Genomic DNA, 18,907 nt, shown 5'->3' with positions numbered 1-18,907 from the left:
CCACGAGGTTGGCCGTCAGCACCATGGCACGGGCGGGCAGGTCCGGCGGAGTGAGGTCGTGGGATGCGGGCGATCGTCGTGGGCGCGGGCATCGGGGGACTGACGGCGGCACTGAGCCTGCGCCGCGCGGGCGTCGACGTGACACTGGTCGAACAGGCGCGGCGCTTCTCGGAGGTCGGCGCCGGAATCCAGCTCGCGCCCAACGCCACACGGGAGTTACGCCGGCTCGGTGTGCTGGACGCGGTCGCCGCGCCGGCCGCCCACCCGCCGCACATCAGCTTCCTCACCTGGTCGGACGGTTCGGAGATCTGCCGTTACGCGCTGGGCCGGGAGGCCGAGGAGGAGTTCGGGGCGCCGTACCTGGTGGTGCACCGGGCGGATCTGCACGGCGCGCTGGCCGCCGCGGTGCCACCGGCGGCCGTACGGCTGGACACGACGGTCGTCGCGATCGACCAGGACGACCGGGCCGCCCGGGTGACGACCGCGACGGGTGAGCGGCTGGAGGCGGACCTCGTGGTGGCGGCGGACGGCATCCGCTCCGCGGCCCGCCAGTGGCTCTTCGGCGAGGACGCGGCGGTGTTCTCGGGAACGGCCGCCTACCGGGCCCTGCTCCCCGCCGGCGAGGTCGCCGGCCTGGGCCTCCCGCCGCTGGCCGCCTGGCTCGGCCCGGACCGCCACTTCGTCCACTACTGGGTGCGGCGCGGCGAACTGCTCAACGTGGTGGCCGTGTTCACCACCAGGGCTGCGACCCAGGAGTCCTGGACGGCGAAGGCGGAACCCGGCGAACCGCTGCGCGCCTTCACCGACTGGGACCCCCGCGTCCGCACGGTCCTCGAACGCGCGGGCCAGGTGTACCGCTACGGCATCCACACCCGCACGCCCCTCACCGGCTGGAACGCCGGACGCGTGACCCTGCTCGGCGACAGCGCGCACGCGATGGTCCCCTTCCAGGCCCAGGGCGCGGCCCAGGCGATCCTGGACGCGGCGGTACTGGGCGACGAACTGACGGACGCGACCCCGGCCGACGTACCCGCAGCCCTCGACCGCTACGTCCGGCGCCGCGTCCCGGCAGCCACCGGCATGCAGTCCCGCTCCGCCCGGGCGGGCAGGGACTTCCACCTGCCCGACGGGCCGGAGGCCGAGGCACGCAATGCCCGTATGGCGGCGCACGCGGCGGAGCACAGGTTCATGCCGCAGGCGCCGGCGTGGAGGGTGGATGTACGGGACGACCGCCCACCGGGACCCGCGCGCGGCGCATAATCGAACACCGTGGCCAAGCACCCTGCTCCCGAAGTCCTGTATCCCGACGTCGCGGCCCGAGGCAGCCTCCGGGCGGCGCTCCAGGCCCTGGCCGACGAGGGCGGCCTGTCCGTCCCTTTCACGGCCGAGGATCCCGGTGCGCAGACCTACGCCGTCACGGAGAGCAGGTTGCCGCATCGCAAGCGGCTGCTCGTCAATTCCTGGGTGCACAAGCGGCGGTGGTCGGTCCGTGGCGAGGAGACCGCCCAGGGTCTGGCACTCGTCCAGGGTGACACCGACGATCTGGCGCAGGTCGCCCGCGCCGCGCACGCCTGGCACAACGGGGCGGCCCTGGGCGACATCCGCGCTGCCGCGCCGTTCGTGCGTCTCACCGGCCGCTTCGAGGTGCCCGACCACGACCCGGTACGCCTTGCCGAATCCGAGTGGCAGCACATGCGCACGGAGGCGGGCGAACAGGACTGGCCCGCCTATCGGGCGCTCGTCGAGGCGGCGTACGCCGAGCCGGCGCTGCGGGCCCTCTACCCGTTCACCAGCCACTGGACGCTGCGCTTCTCGGCCACAACGCGCCCCGACCTGACCATCACGGGACCGTGCCTGCTCGCGCTGGGCCCCGAGGAGTACCTGGTCAGCAAGGGCTTCACCGGCGCGGACCCGCTCGCCCGGACCACCACGGCACGGGAGGCGGCGGCGGCCGCAGTACGCCATCTCCCCGCCGGCCTGGGCCCGGTCGCCTCGGGAGCGTTCGACGAGGAGACCGGGCGGACCGCGCCGCAGTGAGCTCACACCGCGCGTACTCGCCCCGGACTGCCGCTCACTCCACGGTCACCGACTTGGCCAGGTTCCGGGGCTGATCAACCTCGTTCCCCCGCGCGGTCGCCAACTCGCACGCGAAGACCTGCAACGGCACCGCGGCCACCATGGGCTGGAGCAGGGTCGGAGTCGCCGGGATCCGGATCAGGTGGTCCGCGTACGGCACGACCGCCTCGTCGCCCTCCTCCGCGATCACGATGGTCCGCGCACCCCGCGCCCGGATCTCCTGCATGTTGGAGACGATCTTGTCGTGCAGAACGGAGCGCCCACGGGGTGAGGGCACGACCACGACGACCGGCAGATCGTCCTCGATGAGGGCGATGGGCCCGTGCTTCAACTCCCCCGCCGCGAAGCCCTCGGCGTGCATATAGGCGAGTTCCTTCAGCTTCAGCGCGCCTTCGAGGGCGACGGGGTAGCCCACGTGCCGGCCGAGGAAGAGCACCGTGTTCTTGTGGGCGAGCGACCGCGCCAGCTCCCGTACCGGCTCCATGGTCTGAAGGACCCGTTCGACCTGCCGGCCGATCTGCGCCAGGTCCCGGATGACGGCGTGGATCTCGTCGCCCCACTTGGTGCCGCGGACCTGCCCGAGATACAGGGCGACCAGATAGCAGGCCACCAGCTGCGTCAGGAACGCCTTCGTCGAGGCGACCGCGACCTCCGGCCCGGCGTGCGTGTACAGCACCGCGTCCGACTCACGAGGAATCGTCGACCCGTTGGTGTTGCAGATCGCCAGCACCTTCGCGCCCTGCTCACGGGCGTGCCGCAGCGCCATGAGTGTGTCCATGGTCTCGCCGGACTGGGAGATGGCGATGACGAGGGTCTGCTGGTCGAGGATCGGATCCCGGTACCGGAACTCGCTGGCCAGCTCCACCTCGCACGGGATCCGGGTCCAGTGCTCGATGGCGTACTTGGCGATCAGCCCGGCGTGGAAGGCCGTACCGCACGCGACGATGACGACCTTGTCGACCTCGCGTAGTTCGGAGGCGCTGATCCGCACCTCGTCGAGCGTCAGCGAGCCGGCCGCGTCGATGCGCCCCAGCAGGGTGTCGGCGACCGCCTTGGGCTGCTCGGCGATCTCCTTGAGCATGAAGTAGTCGTAGCCGCCCTTCTCCGCGGCCGAGGCGTCCCAGTCGACGTGGTACGACCGCACGTCCGCCGGCCGTCCGTCGAACCCGGTGACGGTCACCCCGTCCCGGCGCAGCTCCACGACCTGGTCCTGCCCCAGCTCGACCGCCGAGCGGGTGTGATCGATGAACGCGGTGACGTCCGAGGCGAGAAAGGCCTCGCCCTCCCCGACGCCCACCACGAGCGGCGAGTTCCGGCGTGCCCCGACCACCACGTCGGGCTCGTCGGCGTGCACCGCGACCAGCGTGAACGCCCCCTCCAGCCGCCGGCACACGAGCCGCATGGCCTCGGCGAGATCGGCGCCGGCGGAGAACTCCTCGGCCAGCAGATGCGCGACGACCTCGGTGTCCGTCTCGGACGCCAGCTCGTGCCCACGCTCGGCCAACTCGGCCCGCAGACAGGCGAAGTTCTCGATGATCCCGTTGTGCACCACGGCCACGCGCCCGGCGTTGTCGAGATGCGGATGGGCGTTGCCGTCGGTCGGCCCGCCGTGCGTGGCCCAGCGCGTGTGCCCGATCCCCGTGGTCCCGCTCGGCAACGGCCGCTCGGCCAGCTCCTTCTCCAGATTCGCGAGCTTCCCGGCCTTCTTGGCCCCGGCCAGCCCGCCGTCCGCGAGCACGGCGACACCCGCCGAGTCGTAGCCCCGGTACTCCAGTCGCTTGAGCCCGGCCACCACGATGTCCAGCGCCGACTGCGACCCCACGTAACCCACAATTCCGCACATGCGCGGCAGCCTACGGCCGAACTCCGGTCAGAAAAGGCCGTAGCGTGCCCGATTTCGGAAATTCCTACGGTGGTACGAACACCCGGAACGACACCGTCCGGAACCGCACCGCCCGCACACCCGGCCGACGCACCCTCAGGTCTTCGCCCGATACGCCCGCATGGCGAGCGGATAGAACACCACGGCGATCCCCGCGGCCCACACCAGCGACCACAGCACCGGCTCGGCCACCGGCCCGCCCAGCAGCAACCCCCGGAAAGCGTCCGACAGATGCGTCACCGGATTCACGTCGCTCCACGCCTGGAGCCACCCCGGCATGGTGTCCACCATGACGAACGCGCTGCTGGTGAAGGTGATCGGGAAGATGATCGTGAAGGCGAACGCCTGCACCTTCTCCGCGTCGCCGGCGAGCATCCCGATCAGCACCGCGCTCCAGGACACCGCCGCCGCGAACACGATCACCAGCAGCGTCCCGAGCAGGAACCCGCCCACTCCCCCGGTGACCCGGAAGCCGAGCAGCAGGCCGAGGCCGATCATCAGCAGCAGCGCCCACAGGTGCTTGGCGAGGTCGGCGGTGATACGGCCGATGAGCGGGGCGGAACGGGCGATCGGCAGGCTGCGCAGCCGGTCGAAGACACCCTTGGTGAGGTCGGTGTTCAGGGCCATCGCCGTGTACATCGTCATGAACAGCGTGTTCTGGACGATGATCCCCGGCAGCGCGTACTTCAGATACGCCTCCGGCGACCCGGCCATCTGCCCGCCCAGCACATACGTGAAGAGGAACACGAACATGATCGGCGTGATGCTGTAGTCGACCAGCTCCAGCGGGTTGTGCTTGACCGCGACCAGACTGCGCCAGGCCATCGTGAAGGTCTGCCGCAGCCCGTCCAGCGGGCGCACCCGGCCCGACTTGGTGATCGGCGCAGTGACGGTCGTGGCGGCGGCGGTCATGACCGGCTCACCGCCTTCTCCCACTCGCCCTCACCGCCCGGGACGGCCGCCCCGCGGCTCCCGCCGTCGGCCGCCCCGCGACCCCCGTCCCCGTCGGCCTCCCCGCCCCCGTCCGCGTCCCCGTCGCCCTCCGGCCCGCCCGGCTCGGCGCGGTGCCCGGTCAGCGCCAGGAACACCTCGTCCAGCGAGGAGCGCCGCAGCGCCAGCTCGCCCACCGCTATCCCCTCACGGTCCAGCGTGCGCACGACGGCCGGCATCAGCTGGGGATCCTTCACCGGCGCGGTGATCGTCTCGCCCTCGATCTGGGTCTGCGGTCCCGCCGCCTCGGCGACCAGCGCGTGCACCCGCGCGAGGTCGTCCGCCAGCACCGGCCGCAGCTCCAGCACCTGCCCGCCGACCTGCGACTTCAGCTGGTCCGGCGTGCCCTCGGCGATCACCCGGCCCTTGTCGATCACCACGATGTCGTCGGCGAGCACATCTGCCTCGTTCAGGTACTGCGTGGTCAGCAGGGCCGTCGCACCGTCCGCGACCAGCCCCCGCAGCAGGTCCCACAGCTCACCGCGGCTGTGGGGGTCGAGGCCGGTGGTCGGCTCGTCGAGGAAGAGGATGCTGGGCCGGCCCACCAGGCTGGCCGCCAGGTCCAGCCGTCTGCGCATGCCCCCGGAGTACGTCTTCGTGGCCCGTCCGGCCGCGTCCGCCAGCTGGAACCGCTCCAGCAGCTCGGCGGCCCGCGCCCGCGCCTCCCTGCGCGGCAGCCCCAGCAGACGTCCGATGAGCAGCAGGTTCTCCGTGCCGGTCAGGTTCTCGTCGACCGCGGCGTACTGCCCGGTCAGCCCCACCATGGCGCGTACGACCCCGGCCTCCCGGACCACGTCGTGACCGGCCACCCGGGCCCTGCCCCCGTCGGGCCGCAGCAGCGTCGCGAAGATCCGTACCGCGGTGGTCTTCCCCGCGCCGTTGGGGCCCAGCAGCCCGAGCACCGAGCCCCGGCGGGCTCCCAGGTCGACCCCGGCCAGCGCCTCGGTCTCCTTGAACCGCTTGACCAGGCCTTCCGCCTCTATCGCATACGTCGTCATGGGTCACCCCTCGGGGTCGGTGGACCCCGGCCCGGGCCCACCTCTTCCACAACTGTGACGCACGCCACTGACATTCCGCGCCTTGTCCGGATTTCCCCCAGAAGCCGCCGAGTGACGGATCCCACCCCGCCGTCCGTTCGTACTCCCGTAACAATGGACTGTGATCTCTCCGGTCTCCTCGATGCCCCGGAGCGCCCACCGGCAACGGCCGGAGGCGACTCCCTACGTCGACCTCACCCGCTCGGAGTGGAGCGCGCTGCGTGACAAGACCCCGCTGCCGCTCACGGCGGAGGAGGTCGAGAAGCTGCGCGGTCTCGGCGATGTCATCGACCTCGACGAGGTACGTGACATCTACCTGCCGCTCTCCCGCCTGCTCAATCTCTACGTCGGCGCCACCGACGGCCTGCGCGGTGCCCTGAACACCTTCCTCGGCGAACAGGGCTCGCAGTCCGGCACCCCGTTCGTCATAGGGGTCGCCGGCTCGGTCGCCGTCGGCAAGTCCACGGTCGCCCGGCTCCTCCAGGCCCTGCTCTCCCGCTGGCCCGAGCACCCGCGCGTCGAGCTGGTCACCACCGACGGCTTCCTGCTGCCCACCAAGGAGCTCCAGGCGCGCGGCCTGATGTCGCGGAAGGGGTTCCCCGAGTCCTTCGACCGCCGCGCCCTCACCCGCTTCGTGGCCGACATCAAGGCGGGCAAGGACGAGGTCACGGCACCCGTCTACTCCCACCTGATCTACGACATCGTCCCGGACCAGCGGCTCACCGTCCGCCGCCCGGACATCCTGATCGTCGAGGGCCTGAACGTCCTCCAGCCCGCCCTGCCCGGCAAGGACGGCCGCACCCGGGTCGGCCTCGCCGATTACTTCGACTTCAGCGTGTACGTCGACGCCCGTACCGAGGACATCGAGACCTGGTACCTCAACCGCTTCAAGCGGCTGCGCGAGACCGCCTTCCAGAACCCGTCCTCGTACTTCCGCAAGTACACCCAGGTCTCCGAGGAGGAGGCCCTCGACTACGCCCGCACGATGTGGCGAACCATCAACAAGCCCAACCTGGTGGAGAACATCGCCCCCACCCGCGGCCGGGCCACCCTCGTCGTGCGCAAGGGACCGGACCACAAGGTGCAGCGGCTGAGCCTGCGAAAGCTGTGACGGCTAGTCTGCCGCCATGCTGCACCTGCGCCTGATCACACCGTCCGACAAGACGGACGAAGTGGTCCGCCTGATCGAGAACACCGTCGGCGCCACACACCTCGTGGTGCTGTCGGGCGCCGCCCGCAACCCTTCCGGGGACGTCGTCACCTGCGACGTGGCACGTGAGGCGGGTGACGAACTCCTCAGCGGGCTCCAGGAGTTGGACCTCGACAAGCAGGGGTCCATCGCCGTCGAGAACATCGACCTGTCGCTGTCCAAGCGCGCCGACAAGGCGGAGGCGGAGGCACCGGGCGAGGGCGCGGACGCGGTGCTGTGGGAGCACCTGACGGAGGCGACGCACGAGGAGTCGACCCTCTCGGTGACCTATCTCGCCTTCATCACCCTCGCGACGATGATCGCGGCCTGCGGTGTCGTGCTGGACAACGCGATCCTGATCGTGGGAGCGATGGCGGTCGGCCCGGAGTTCGGCCCGCTCGCGGGCATCTGCACGGCCGTGGTGCAGCGGGCGCCCCGCCTCGCGCTGCGCTCACTGATCGCACTGCTGGTGGGCTTCGCGGTGGCGATGGCGGTGACGGTCGGCTTCAGCTACTTCATGGACGCCGTCGGCCTGTTCACCGAGGCCAAACTGGAGGCGGATCGACCCAACACCGGGTTCATCTACGCCCCCGACTGGTTCTCGTTCGTGGTGGCGGTGCTCGCCGGAGCCGCCGGCACCCTCTCCCTGACATCCGCCAAGTCCGGCGCCCTGGTCGGCGTCGCCATCTCGGTGACGACGGTCCCGGCCGCCGCCAACGCGTCGGTGGCCCTGATCTACGGCGACGCCAAGCAGACCTGGCTCTCGACGGGGCAGCTGCTCCTCAACCTCCTGGGCATCGTCCTGGCAGGCACCCTCACCCTGCTCACCCAGAAGTGGCTGTGGTCGAAGCAACGCCAACACAACAGCGCCGCCTAGAGGAGCACCCCGACAGGGGCGCGGGGAACTGCGCGAGCAACCACATACGACGGTCAGCCCGCGACGAACAGAAACCCCCGCCCCCACCCGGCACAACCAACTACCCCAGCGCGGACTTCACCGCATCGGCCAACCGCCCGGCGACAGACCGCGCCTGATCGATATCGGCGGCCTCCACCATCACCCGCACCAACGGCTCGGTCCCCGAAGGCCGCAGCAACACCCGCCCGGTCGCCCCCAGTTCCCGCTCCGCCTCGGTGACCGCCGACGCCAGCTCCCCCGAGGTCTTCACCCGCGACCTGTCCACGTCCGGCACATTGATCAGCACCTGCGGCAGCCGCTCCATGACGGACGCGAGGTCCTTGAGCGTACGACCGGTCTGCGCGACCCGCGCAGCCAGCAGCAGCCCGGTCAGCGTCCCGTCACCGGTCGTGGCGTGGTCGAGGATGATGACGTGCCCGGACTGCTCGCCGCCGAGGGCGAACCCGCGCTCCTTCATCTCCTCCAGCACATACCGGTCACCCACGGCGGTCTGCACCAGCGCGATGCCCTCGCGCTCCATGGCGAGCTTGAACCCGAGGTTGGACATCACGGTCGCGACGACGGTCTCGGACCGCAGCTCGGACCGCTCCCGCATCGCGAGCGCGAGCACGGCGAGGATCTGGTCGCCGTCCACTTCCTCACCGGTGTGGTCCACGGCGAGGCAGCGGTCGGCGTCACCGTCGTGCGCGATGCCGAGGTCGGCCCCGTGCTCGATCACGGCGGCCTTCAGCTTCTCCATGTGGGTGGATCCGCAGCCGTCGTTGATGTTGAGCCCGTCCGGCTCGGCCCCGATCGTGACGATCTCGGCCCCGGCCCGCGTGAACGCCTCCGGCGAGACACCCGCGGCGGCGCCGTGCGCCTCGTCGAGGACGACCTTCAGGCCCTCCAGCCGGTTGGGCAGCACGTTCAGGAGGTGGGTGACGTACTCGCCGAACCCGGCGTCGTAGGACCGCACGCGTCCGACCCCGGAACCCGTCGGCCGCTCCCACGGCTCGCCGTGCCGGTGCGACTCGTACACCGCCTCGATCCGGTCCTCCAGGTCGTCGGCGAGCTTGTGGCCGCCGCGGGCGAAGAACTTGATGCCGTTGTCGGGCATGGCGTTGTGGCTGGCGGAGAGCATGACGCCGAGGTCGGCGCCGAGCGAGCCCGTGAGGTGCGCCACCGCCGGCGTCGGCAGTACGCCGACCCGCAGGACGTCCACACCGGCGCTCGCGAGGCCCGCGACCACGGCGGCCTCCAGGAACTCCCCGGACGCGCGCGGGTCCCGTCCGACCACCGCAGTCGGCCGGTGGCCCTCGAAGGTGCCCGCCTCGGCCAGTACGTGCGCCGCCGCCACGGACAGACCGAGAGCCATCTCGGCCGTCAGATCCGCGTTGGCGACACCACGCACGCCGTCCGTGCCGAAGAGTCGTCCCACTTGTCCTCCTGAGGAAACATCAGTTCCGGATGCGGAGCCGGCGCTCGCTGTGCCACGTGCCACCGGGGGCTCCCGCTTCCAGGCATTCCATGCCTGGGCATCGGATCACACAAGCCTTTGAACGTCTTGTGCCGTTATACGCCCGAGCCCGGGGATAAGACGAACGCCCCGGCGGCACTGTGGCGTGCCGCCGGGGCGTTCGGAGTACCGGAGTACGAGCAGAGGCAGCTTGCGCTTAGCGCTTGCTGTACTGCGGGGCCTTGCGGGCCTTCTTGAGACCGGCCTTCTTGCGCTCGACCGCACGGTCGTCGCGCTTGAGGAAGCCGGCCTTCTTCAGCGGGCCGCGGTTGTTGTCGACGTCGGCCTCGTTCAGGGCGCGGGCGACACCGAGACGCAGCGCACCGGCCTGGCCGGAGACACCGCCACCGGCGATGCGGGCGATGACGTCGTAACGGCCCTCGAGCTCGAGAACCTTGAACGGCTCGTTGACTTCCTGCTGGTGCACCTTGTTCGGGAAGTAGTCCTCAAGGGTGCGACCGTTGATCTTCCACTTGCCGGTGCCCGGAACGATCCGGACGCGGGCGATGGCGTTCTTGCGACGGCCCAGGCCGGCGGCCGGCTGGGGCTCGCCGAAGCGGGACGCGAGCGACTCCGAGGTGTACTCGCCCTCGACGGGCACCTCGGACTCGGTGGTGTAGCTGTCGATGTCGACGAGCTCAGTCTCTTCGACCGGCTGCTCAACGGTGGTCTCGGCCACGATTCTCCTCAGATTCTCTTCAGTCTTAGGGGGTGGCCGGACTTACTGCGCGACCTGGGTGATCTCGTACGGCTGCGGCTGCTGCGCGCCGTGCGGGTGCTGGTCACCCTTGTAGACCTTCAGCTTCGAGAGCATCTGACGGCCCAGCGTGTTCTTGGGGAGCATGCCCTTGACGGCCTTCTCGATGGCCTTCTCGGGGTTCTTGTCGAGCAGCTCGTCGTAACGGACGGAGCGCAGACCACCCGGGTAGCCGGAGTGGCGGTACGCCATCTTCTGGGTCCGCTTGTTGCCGGAGAGGTGCACCTTGTCGGCGTTGATGATGATGACGAAGTCACCGGTGTCGACGTGGGGCGCGTAGATCGGCTTGTGCTTGCCGCGGAGAAGGGACGCGGCGGTGGTGGCGAGACGGCCCAGGACGACGTCCTGAGCGTCAATGACGTGCCACTGGCGAGTCACATCGCCGGGCTTAGGGCTGTACGTACGCACTTCGCAGCCTTCTTCTTCAGTGGATGGGTGCTGACACATGGCATCACTGAAGCGATCGTGCAGCTGGGGACGACAATGCCGGGGACGCTGCCCGTATGCCGCCCACTGGTAACTGCTCCAGGGAACCTAGGTAGAGGCCACTCCCGTGAGAATGAGCGAGCCAATACACAATGAACACGCAGGATACCTGCGGCGCCACGGCCGGGTCAAAACGGGTTGCCCTGGGACGCCCCCTGCTGTCTCCCCCCAGCGTATCCGCCCGTCCCGGACATCACGGCCACGAGCCTCCGCCCCGGCCCCGGCGAGTGACCGAGGTCATTCCCGCGCCCCGCGGTCCGGCGGCAGTGTGCGGCGAGCGTCACCGCCAGCACGCACAGCGTCACGGCGTCCCGGAAGGCCCGCCGCTCCCCCGCCTCCAGATACGGCCAGGTCACCCCCGGCAGCTGCGGCACCAGCGCCAGCCAGAACCAGGGCTCCCGGACCACCGAGCCCTCCGCCGGCGCCCCGGCCAGCAGCAGCGGCACGACGACCAGCAGATAGTGGTCGTACGACGGCCTGGACACCAGGAACGCCGAGAGCATCAGCAGCGCCGCCGTCTCGGCCGGCCGCAGCGGCCCCTCGTCCCCGGCCCGCCACCGGCGGTACGCGCACCCCACCCCCACCGCGGCCGTCCCGAACGCGAGCAGCGCGGCGAACGCCGTCGGCACCCCGACCCGCGGCAGCACCGCGAGGGGCGACGCCTCATAGAGCCGTACGAAGCCGTCGTCGCCGCGCAGGAGGAAGGGGAGGGTGCGGGTGAGGAAACCCGCCGGGTCCGGCAGCAGCAGCGCCGCACCGGCCGAGGCCGCCGCCGGCACCCCGGCCAGCCACGCCAGGGCCCGCCACCGGCGCGCGAACACGAACAGCAGCCCCATCGGCGCCAGCAGCGGCTTCAGCGCGACCGCCGCGCCGAGCACCAGCCCCGCGGCCACCCAGCGCCCGCGTCCCACCAGCAGCACCGCGAGCGGCAGTGCGAGGGCCGCCGTCGCCGTCCAGTTCCCCAGCAGCACGAGATGCGCGAACGGCGCGAACCCGGCCGCCAGGCCGATCAGGCCGAGGGCCGCGAAACGGCTGCGCGGCGCGACCCCGTGCAGCCGCAGCGCGCAGACCCAGCCGCCCACCAGACATCCGGCCACCAGCACCGGCACCAGCACGCTCAGCACACCCCGCGGAACCGTCGTCCACGGAGCCGCCGCGACGACCGCGCTCGGCAGATAGAGGAAGTGGGGGTCGTCATACGGCGATCCGCCGGCCAGCCACACCCGTGCCGCCCGCACCACGATCGCGTTGTCCATCCCTCCGTCCGAGGTCAGCCGGGCCGTACGCGCCACGACGGCCCCCAGTACCGCCCCGAGCACCACCCACAGATGCCACGAGGCCGGTCGTACCAACCACCCGGAGATGTCGCTTTTGCGCTCGCTCATCGACTGAACGCTAGGGGCCTGTGCGCCTCTTGGGGCGGACCGGCACACCTCGGGGCCGTCTAAGATGCGGCCCATGAGCTATGGGCAGCAGGGGGGACCCCAGTCCCAGTGGGATCCCTGGAAACCGCATTCCCAGCAGCCGTGGAACGACGGCGCAGATCAGACTCCGGACTGGGCCGCGCTCGCCGAGGCCTCGGAGACCCGCAACAAGCGGCGTCGGCTGCTGTTCATCGGCGGTGGCGCACTCGCCACCGTCGCGATCGGTGCCGCCGTGGCGGTCGCGGTGGTGTCCGCGAACGGCAGCAACTCCGCGTCGAACAAGCCGTCCTCCTCGCTGCCGGGGACCGCGGACCTGCCCAGCGAGTCGGGCGCCGCGCCGTCGTTCGCGCCGACGAGCGCTCCGCCGCCGCTGGATCCGAAGGACTTCATCTCCAGCAAGAGCAAGGACACCGCCCCGCTCGGCGCCCAGATCCTCTTCCCCGGCACTCAGCTGACGGTCGGCGGCAAGGTGTACAAGAAGGGCGCCACGGACGACACCAAGAGCTGCTCGGCGGTCACCAAGGGCGGGCTCCCGAAGATCCTCACCAACAGCGACTGCACCCGCTTCATGCGCGTCTCGTACGTGAAGGACGGCATCGCGGTGACGGTCGGTGTGGCGGTCTTCGACACCGCGGCCCAGGCCACCAAGGTCAAGGGCCAGGTGGACACCAAGAAGGACATCATCCGGTCGCTGTCCGGCAAGGGCGTCAAGGACTTCTGCACCTCGTCGGTCTGCCTGTCGACGTCCAACTCCTACGGCCGCTACGCCTACTTCACCATCACGGGCTTCACCAGCGGCAAGGACATGACGGACAAGGACACCGCCGCCTTCCAGGTCAGCGACGAGCTGGAGGAGTTCACCTTCCACCAGATCCTCAGGCGCGGCCAGGCACAGGCCTCGGCGGCGGCCAACGAGTAGCGGCGGCAGCGGGCCCGGTGTCCCCGGGCCCGCCCGCGACTACAGGCGCTTCGCGCTGCGCAGCGTCTTCGCGTAGTAGCCGTTGCCGTCGAGCCGGGACACACCGCCGACGTCGCCGATGGTGGGCCCGTTGACCTCCTCACGGCTCGACACGAAGATCAGGTGCCCTTCGGTGTCGTGGCCGAGGACCATCCCGACGTGGTCGAGCCGATCGCCGGTGCGGGTGTCGAGCTTGAAGAAGACGAGGTCGCCCGGCTGGAGCTGGTCGATCGCGGAGGGGCGGTCCTGCGCCGAGATGCCGGCCAGCGGCAGGATGTCGACGCCCGCCTTGGAGCGGGCCATGCCGTTGGCGGTACGGGGCAGTCCGTCGCCCGAGGCGTCCGAGGACATCAGGGGGTAGCGGGCCCGGTAGCCCAGCACCATGCGTATGAAGCCCGAGCAGTCGATCGACCGGGCCCGCATGCTCTCCGGCTGCCCGACGGTGCCGTCCCGGAACGGGTACTGCACACCGAGGTAGTCGTAGAAGTCGGACTGCTCAAGGCGCAGGTCGCCGCCCTCGGCGCCGGTCGTGTTCAGCGGACCGAAGTTCGCGTCACCGGCGTAGACGGTGCCCTGCGCGTCCTTCTTCACCGGTGCGCCCGCCACGTACTGGAAGGCGAACGCGAAGATGTCGTCCTCCTTGCTGTCCTTGTACTCGGCGTACCAGTCCTTGAACCACTTCTTCGACTCCGCGCCCTTCTTCCAGCGCTCCGGCATCAGCCGCACCCAGTCGGTCGTGCTGACCTTGGACGCGGTCGAGGTCGGCTCCTGGAAGGTGCGGGCCGGCCCGGTCAGCGTCGCGGTGCGCGCGCCGTCCGTGAAGACGGCCTTGATCTGGCCGTCGGAGCCGCGCAGCACGGAGCGCGCCGGGTTCTCCAGCCGGGACCAGGTCTCCTTGCCGCTCTCCGTGGCGGCGGTGCTGCGGCCGCCCTCCAGGACGCCGACGTTGCGCACCTCGGTGACGCCCTGTTCGTCCTGCTTGCGCAGCTCCAGCGTGAGGTAGCCGGAGGTACCGACGAGCGCCAGCAGCACCAGGCCGGTGACGACGGGCCTCGACTTCTTCTTCCCTGCCATCGTTTGCTCCTCGGTTCTCAGACGGTCGGCATGACGCCGAGCAGCAGGCCGGCGGCGACGACGATGTAGGCCATGAGGGAGACGGTGCCGGTGGCCAGCAGCGTGGCCCCCTTGGGCTGGCGCACCATCTGGTAGGCGATCAGGCCCGGCACGATGAAGCCGAGCGTCTGGTTGCCGTACAGCAGCGGGAACTCCAGCGAGAGCACGATCATCACCGTGGCCTGGAGCAGCACACCCAGCAGCACCACCGCGGCGAACAGCCGCTTGCCGTAGAGGATCACCAGCCGCTGCATGATCTTGGTGCCGCCGTAGGTGAGGGCCGTGACGCCCACGACCATCGCCGCGCGCTGGAGGTCCTCGATGAGGGTGAGCGCGAGCCAGCCGGGCGTGATCATGCCGCCGGGCGACAGGTTGGTCGTCAGATAGCACAGCAGCGAGAAGAACAGGCCTATGGCGATGCCCAGGGCGGCCATCTCGGGTGTCAGGGCGGCGGTGGTCAACGGGGTTCTCCGGACGAGGGGATGCGGGTTCGTGGGGCGGGGCGGGCGTCAGGCACGCGGGGCGTGTCCGCCCTCGTCGCCGGCCGGCGGGCGGCGTCGCCGGTCGTGGTGCTCGTCGGGGTACGGCTGCGGTGCCTGCCCCGTGCCGTACGACTGCTCGGGGCCGTACCCCGGGTGGCCGGACCCCTGCGGCAGCTCCGGCCGGCCGGGCACGCGGCGGTCCGGTGTCTGGAACCAGCCCTGGGCCTGCGGTTGAGGTGCCTGGGCCCGGTTCCCGCCGTACTGGTCCGCCCCCGGCACGGGAGCGCCGTACCCGCCGTTGCCGCCGGGGTGGTGCCCCGCCGTACCGGCGTAGGAAGGGGAGCCGCCGGTGTACGCCCCGGCCGGGTGGCCGTACGGCGCCTGCGGCTGCGGGATGCGGACCACCGGGATCTCCTGGGTCTGCGACGCCTGGTAGCGCTCCTCGTAGGCCGTGGGGTACGAGGCGTAGGGGTCCAGGCGCTGCTGCTGGGCCGGCGCGACGGCCGCGGGCCGGTCCTGGCCCTCGTCCGCGGCGCTCTCGTCCGCCGGGAGCTCGGCCAGGTACTCCAGGAGTTCCTCGCCCTGCCCGTGGATGTTGCCGATGGCGACCAGGGAGGAGCCGTCGGACATCCGGCCGAGCAGCGTCGGCATGAACTCGTCCGCCGAGCGGCGCTCGCCACCGAGGTCGACCGCGCGGTCGCGCCAGTCGGCGGGGATGGCGTCGATGGCGCTCTTGGCGGGGTGCCCGATCACGAAGACGTTGTCGGGCTTCAGGTCGGGGATGATCTCGCCCATCTGCCCGTTGCGCTCCACCCGGTCCGGGCGGCAGTTGATCACGACGTTCAGGGGGCGCCGGATCGCGCCGAGGTCGAGCAGCTGGTTGATGTTCATCAGCGTCGACTCGGGGTCGTTGGCCGCGAAGACGTTGGCGAAGGCGAGCCGCTTGTCCTCGGGGGTGACGTACCGCTCGACGGAGAGGACACCCGGGTCCGGCGGGGCGTCGTACATGCCCTGGAGGGCGACCTCGCGTTCGACGCCGAGCAGGTCCGCCACGACCAGCGCGATCGCCACGTTCTCCTTGAAGGTGAACCAGCTGAAGCCGCGCAGCTCCTCGTCGGTGACGGTCTCCGGGTCGGCGTAGATCAACTGGCAGTTACGGGCGTCCGCCTCCTCCTGGAGGATGTGGAAGCGATCCTTCTCGGCGGTGACGCAGATGCCGTCCTCCGGCATCGAGCGGCACAGCGAGCGCGCCACGTCGTCCAGGGTGGGGCCCATCTCGGCGAGGTGGTCCTCACGGACGTTGCACAGCACACCGATCGTGGAGCGGATCAGCTTGCTCTGGTTGACCTCCTGGAGGGCCGGCATGACCGCCATGCACTCGATGACGAGCGCGTCGGGGCGGTAGGTGGCGGCCCGGCGGACGATGCCGATCTGCTCCACCACGTTGGCGATGCCGAACTTGCGGTAGACCGGCTCCTCGGTGGCGTCCGGGTGGATGAAGCGCGCGGCGGTGCCCGTCGTCTTGGCCACGGTGACCAGGTCACCGCCGCGCAGGGCACCCGCGCACAGCCGGGTGATGGAGGACTTGCCGCGGATGCCGTTGACCAGCACCCGGGAGGGGATGGTGTGCAGGGCGGCGTAGTGCCTGCGCTGTTCGACGATGCCCGCGATGAGCAGGAACACCGAGCCGATCAGGAGGACGAAGTAGAGGTAGAGCACGGGCCGGTCACCTTCCTCCGGCGCCGAGCCGTGGCTCGGCACTCCGGCGTGCCTGGTTCTGCCTGCGGGCCTGCAACTGCTGGCGGACCAGTTCGAGGCTGCGGACGACGGCCCCCACCTCGTCGTGGTAGCGGGGGTACAACACGGTCTTGAGGTCGCCGTCGGCGAGCTTCTCGGCGCCGCCGGCGAGGGCCCGCAGCGGCCGGACGACGACCAGGTGGATCCAGCCGAGGCAGACCACGATCAGCGCGAGCCCGAGCATCCCGGCGAGCACGCTGCGGTCCTCGCGCTCGTACGGGGCGATCTCGAAGTGCTTGGCGTTCTGCCAGCTGATCACGGTCCAGCCGACGTCGGCCGCCACACCGCCGCCGGAGAAGGGCGCGGCCGCGGCGACCGTGACCGAGCGTCCCTCGCGGATGAGCAGGCCGTTCTCCACGGGGCCCGCGCCGGCCTTGACGCCGCCGGCCCGCACGAGGTCGGTGAGCGACTCGCGCGGCAGGCTCTCGAAGGCCAGGAAGCCGTTGCTGCCGGCGATGGTCCGCGCCTTGGCGTCGACCACGCGGACCTCGCCGAGTCCGGGCCGGGCCAGCAGCGAGTTCAGGAACTCCACCCGGATCTCGCCGACCAGGGTCAGGCCCTTGGCGTCCGGTACGGCGGCCCCGGCCTGGATGACGGGCTTCTTGCCGCCCTCGCCCGCGACCCGGATGAGCGACGCGTCCTTCTCGTCCTCGCTCCAGTCGGCGCTGGGCTCATCGCCGGCGCGGGCGACGACGTCGCCGCCCTTGTCGACGACGTACAGGGAGCCGTAGCGGGTGTGCTTGCGCAGGGCGTCGTCCAGCACGCCGGTGGTGGCGTCGGGGTCGTCCGCGTCGATCAGGCGGGTGGTGGAGACGAGGTCGGCCTGGGCCTCGTTGAGGGCGCGGCGGACCCGGTCGGCGACGAGGTCGGTGCGGTCGCGCTGGTCGTTGACCATGGTGCTCGGCACGCTCACCGAGGCGTCCGTGCGGTTGAGGAGCAGTCCGACCGGCACGCACCACAGCAACAGCAGGACGGCGGTGAGCGCCAGCGGCACCCGCAGACCGAACCGGCCCTTGCGGCCACCGGTCTCCCGGTCCGCCTCGGCGTCGCCGGACAGCTGTGTCCGCAGCCGCTCCAGGGCGGCACCGACCCGGGCGGTCTCGCCCCAGCGGGGTATCTCGACGGGGCGGGTCAGATCGCCGCGGGCCAGTCGGCGCGACTCCAGGAAGAGGTGCAGCAGGGGCCGCTGCACGGCCATCCAGAGCAGGGCCGCCGCCAGCAGTCCGAACACCACCAGGGCACCGGCCGCGACCAGCCCGTACAGCTCACGCTCCTGCCCGACGGCGTGCTCCTGCACCACGGGCAGCATGGCCACGACGGTGAGCCCGAGGCCCGCGCCGACGCTCTTGCGCTGCTCGGGGTCGGCGGAGGCGAGGGAGGCGTATCCGGCGGTGGCCACGCGGCCGTTGTAGGCGTCGCCGAGCAGGGTTCCGCTGACGCCCGGGTAGCCGCGGGAGCCGGGCTCCCGTGCGCTGACGGGGTCCTCCTCGGCCTCCTTGGCGCCGCGCTCGGACAGCCGGGTCATCTGCTTCTGGAGGAAGGCGAGCTCATCGCGCTCGGCGTCCGAGTTGAGCGCCTCGGCCTGCTCGAAGCCGGCCGTGGCGAGGACCTCGCCGCCGCGGGCCACGACCGCCATCGAGCGGAACGGGCCCAGGTTGATGGCGGGCACGGAGAGGCTGTTGGAGGCGATCAGCAGCTCCTGCGGACGGTCCTTCCAGTCGAGGAGGGCCATCGTCATCAGCCGTACGTCGCCGGTCTCCAGGCGCACCATGCGGGGGGTCAGGGCGTGGTCGCCGGTGAGGACGTCCTTGTCCAGCCAGGCGAGCGGAATCGTTTCACCCCTTGCGGCGAGGATCTTTCCGCTCTCCAGGTCCAGCACCGTGGTGCCGGTCCACTTCTGGTACGTGTTGCTCAGGTCCGACAGCACCCGCTCCGGGTCGGCGGGCTCACCCGCGTTCAGCGCGGCCGCGGTGCGGTTCAGGTCGGTGACCCGCTCGTCGATCGACGCGCGTAGTGCGATCGCGCCGTCCTCCGCGAAGTGCTGCTGGGAGCCCAGCACCGCCTTCGGGACGACCGGGTCGCCGGCCGGTCCCAGCACCTTGGCGGTCAGCCCGGCCAGGGCGAGGATCAGCAGGCACAGCAGCGCGATCGGCGGACGGATGCCGCCCAGCAGCGGCATGTCCGCGCGTCTGCGCAGGCGTCTGCGCCCGCCCCGTGCGGGACGCTGTGCGCCTTTGGTTGGAGTCACCGGTGGTTTTCCTTCGCCTCTTCACTACTCAGGCGCTCGCAGGAGCCACCGCTG

Annotated in this window: 16 protein-coding genes; 5 read left to right on the top strand and 11 right to left on the bottom strand. The window is 71.0% G+C overall.

Going from position 1 to position 18,907, the window contains the following annotated elements; translation table 11 throughout:
- Window positions 1–63 precede the first annotated feature (63 nt).
- Together PGH47_RS25620 and PGH47_RS25615 are read left to right on the top strand one after the other, a co-directional pair.
- On the top strand, window positions 64–1,260 hold the full coding sequence (locus PGH47_RS25620; RefSeq protein WP_271665366.1) for an FAD-dependent monooxygenase: 1,197 nt from the start codon (window positions 64–66) through the stop codon (window positions 1,258–1,260).
- A gap of 9 nt (window positions 1,261–1,269) precedes the next feature.
- Entirely contained in the window at window positions 1,270–2,037 is a 768-nt protein-coding gene (locus PGH47_RS25615; RefSeq protein WP_271665365.1) for a DUF6193 family natural product biosynthesis protein, read from the top strand.
- A 34-nt stretch (window positions 2,038–2,071) separates the two neighbouring features.
- Here the strand turns inward: PGH47_RS25615 and glmS are convergent, their stop codons facing one another.
- The 3 genes from glmS to PGH47_RS25600 all read right to left on the bottom strand — a co-directional run bounded on the left by glmS (window position 2,072) and on the right by PGH47_RS25600 (window position 5,946).
- A complete protein-coding gene (gene glmS, locus PGH47_RS25610; protein ID WP_271665364.1) occupies window positions 2,072–3,919 on the bottom strand; it encodes a glutamine--fructose-6-phosphate transaminase (isomerizing) in 1,848 nt (615 codons plus the stop codon).
- Window positions 3,920–4,054: 135 nt separating this feature from the next.
- A complete protein-coding gene (locus PGH47_RS25605) occupies window positions 4,055–4,870 on the bottom strand; it encodes an ABC transporter permease (RefSeq protein ID WP_271665363.1) in 816 nt (271 codons plus the stop codon).
- Window positions 4,867–5,946, bottom strand: a complete 1,080-nt coding sequence (locus PGH47_RS25600; protein WP_271665362.1) for an ATP-binding cassette domain-containing protein — start codon at window positions 5,944–5,946, stop codon at window positions 4,867–4,869. The genes PGH47_RS25605 and PGH47_RS25600 overlap by 4 nt, the downstream gene beginning before the upstream one ends.
- Window positions 5,947–6,127: 181 nt before the next feature.
- On the opposite strand from PGH47_RS25600, the gene coaA reads away from it, so the two are divergent.
- Together coaA and PGH47_RS25590 are read left to right on the top strand one after the other, a co-directional pair.
- The gene (gene coaA, locus PGH47_RS25595; protein WP_167537719.1) at window positions 6,128–7,096 is read left to right on the top strand and encodes a type I pantothenate kinase; all 969 of its coding nucleotides are present in this window, start codon (window positions 6,128–6,130) and stop codon (window positions 7,094–7,096) included.
- A gap of 16 nt (window positions 7,097–7,112) precedes the next feature.
- On the top strand, window positions 7,113–8,051 hold the full coding sequence (locus PGH47_RS25590; protein ID WP_271665361.1) for a DUF389 domain-containing protein: 939 nt from the start codon (window positions 7,113–7,115) through the stop codon (window positions 8,049–8,051).
- 100 nt (window positions 8,052–8,151) lie between these two features.
- On the opposite strand, the gene glmM is transcribed toward PGH47_RS25590, so the two are convergent.
- From glmM to PGH47_RS25570, 4 genes are all read right to left on the bottom strand, one after another.
- A complete protein-coding gene (glmM, locus tag PGH47_RS25585) occupies window positions 8,152–9,510 on the bottom strand; it encodes a phosphoglucosamine mutase (protein WP_271665360.1) in 1,359 nt (452 codons plus the stop codon).
- A 235-nt stretch (window positions 9,511–9,745) separates the two neighbouring features.
- Window positions 9,746–10,267, bottom strand: a complete 522-nt coding sequence (rpsI, locus tag PGH47_RS25580) for a 30S ribosomal protein S9 (RefSeq protein ID WP_030950653.1) — start codon at window positions 10,265–10,267, stop codon at window positions 9,746–9,748.
- Window positions 10,268–10,309: 42 nt separating this feature from the next.
- Window positions 10,310–10,753, bottom strand: a complete 444-nt coding sequence (rplM, locus tag PGH47_RS25575) for a 50S ribosomal protein L13 (RefSeq protein ID WP_030950652.1) — start codon at window positions 10,751–10,753, stop codon at window positions 10,310–10,312.
- Between the two features lie 206 nt (window positions 10,754–10,959).
- A complete protein-coding gene (locus PGH47_RS25570; protein ID WP_271665359.1) occupies window positions 10,960–12,216 on the bottom strand; it encodes a glycosyltransferase family 87 protein in 1,257 nt (418 codons plus the stop codon).
- Window positions 12,217–12,289: 73 nt separating this feature from the next.
- Here PGH47_RS25570 and PGH47_RS25565 point away from each other — a divergent pair, with 73 nt between their 5' ends.
- Window positions 12,290–13,174: a hypothetical protein gene (locus PGH47_RS25565; RefSeq protein WP_126903464.1), complete on the top strand. Its 885-nt coding sequence runs from the start codon at window positions 12,290–12,292 to the stop codon at window positions 13,172–13,174.
- A gap of 39 nt (window positions 13,175–13,213) precedes the next feature.
- On the opposite strand, the gene PGH47_RS25560 is transcribed toward PGH47_RS25565, so the two are convergent.
- From PGH47_RS25560 to PGH47_RS25545, 4 genes are read right to left on the bottom strand one after another with little or no spacing between them, the layout of a single operon-like run.
- Window positions 13,214–14,287 (bottom strand): C40 family peptidase, encoded by a 1,074-nt coding sequence (locus PGH47_RS25560; RefSeq protein WP_271665358.1) that lies wholly within the window; start codon window positions 14,285–14,287, stop codon window positions 13,214–13,216.
- 17 nt (window positions 14,288–14,304) lie between these two features.
- Complete coding sequence (locus PGH47_RS25555) at window positions 14,305–14,787, bottom strand: poly-gamma-glutamate biosynthesis protein PgsC/CapC (protein ID WP_030950648.1); 483 nt, start codon at window positions 14,785–14,787, stop codon at window positions 14,305–14,307.
- Between the two features lie 48 nt (window positions 14,788–14,835).
- Window positions 14,836–16,527 carry a poly-gamma-glutamate synthase PgsB gene (gene pgsB, locus PGH47_RS25550; protein WP_271665357.1) on the bottom strand — a complete coding sequence of 564 codons (1,692 nt, stop codon included), beginning with the start codon at window positions 16,525–16,527 and terminating at the stop codon, window positions 14,836–14,838.
- Window positions 16,528–16,534: 7 nt separating this feature from the next.
- Window positions 16,535–18,784 (bottom strand): HAMP domain-containing protein, encoded by a 2,250-nt coding sequence (locus PGH47_RS25545; protein ID WP_271668146.1) that lies wholly within the window; start codon window positions 18,782–18,784, stop codon window positions 16,535–16,537.
- Between the last annotated feature and the right edge of the window lie 123 nt (window positions 18,785–18,907).

The organism is Streptomyces sp. HUAS 31 (genome assembly GCF_028198125.1).
In the GTDB taxonomy this organism is placed as follows: Bacteria; Actinomycetota; Actinomycetes; order Streptomycetales; family Streptomycetaceae; genus Streptomyces; species Streptomyces chartreusis.
The sequence above is the reverse complement of the archived record's forward strand: the minus strand, read 5'-3'. Positions and strand labels throughout refer to the sequence as shown.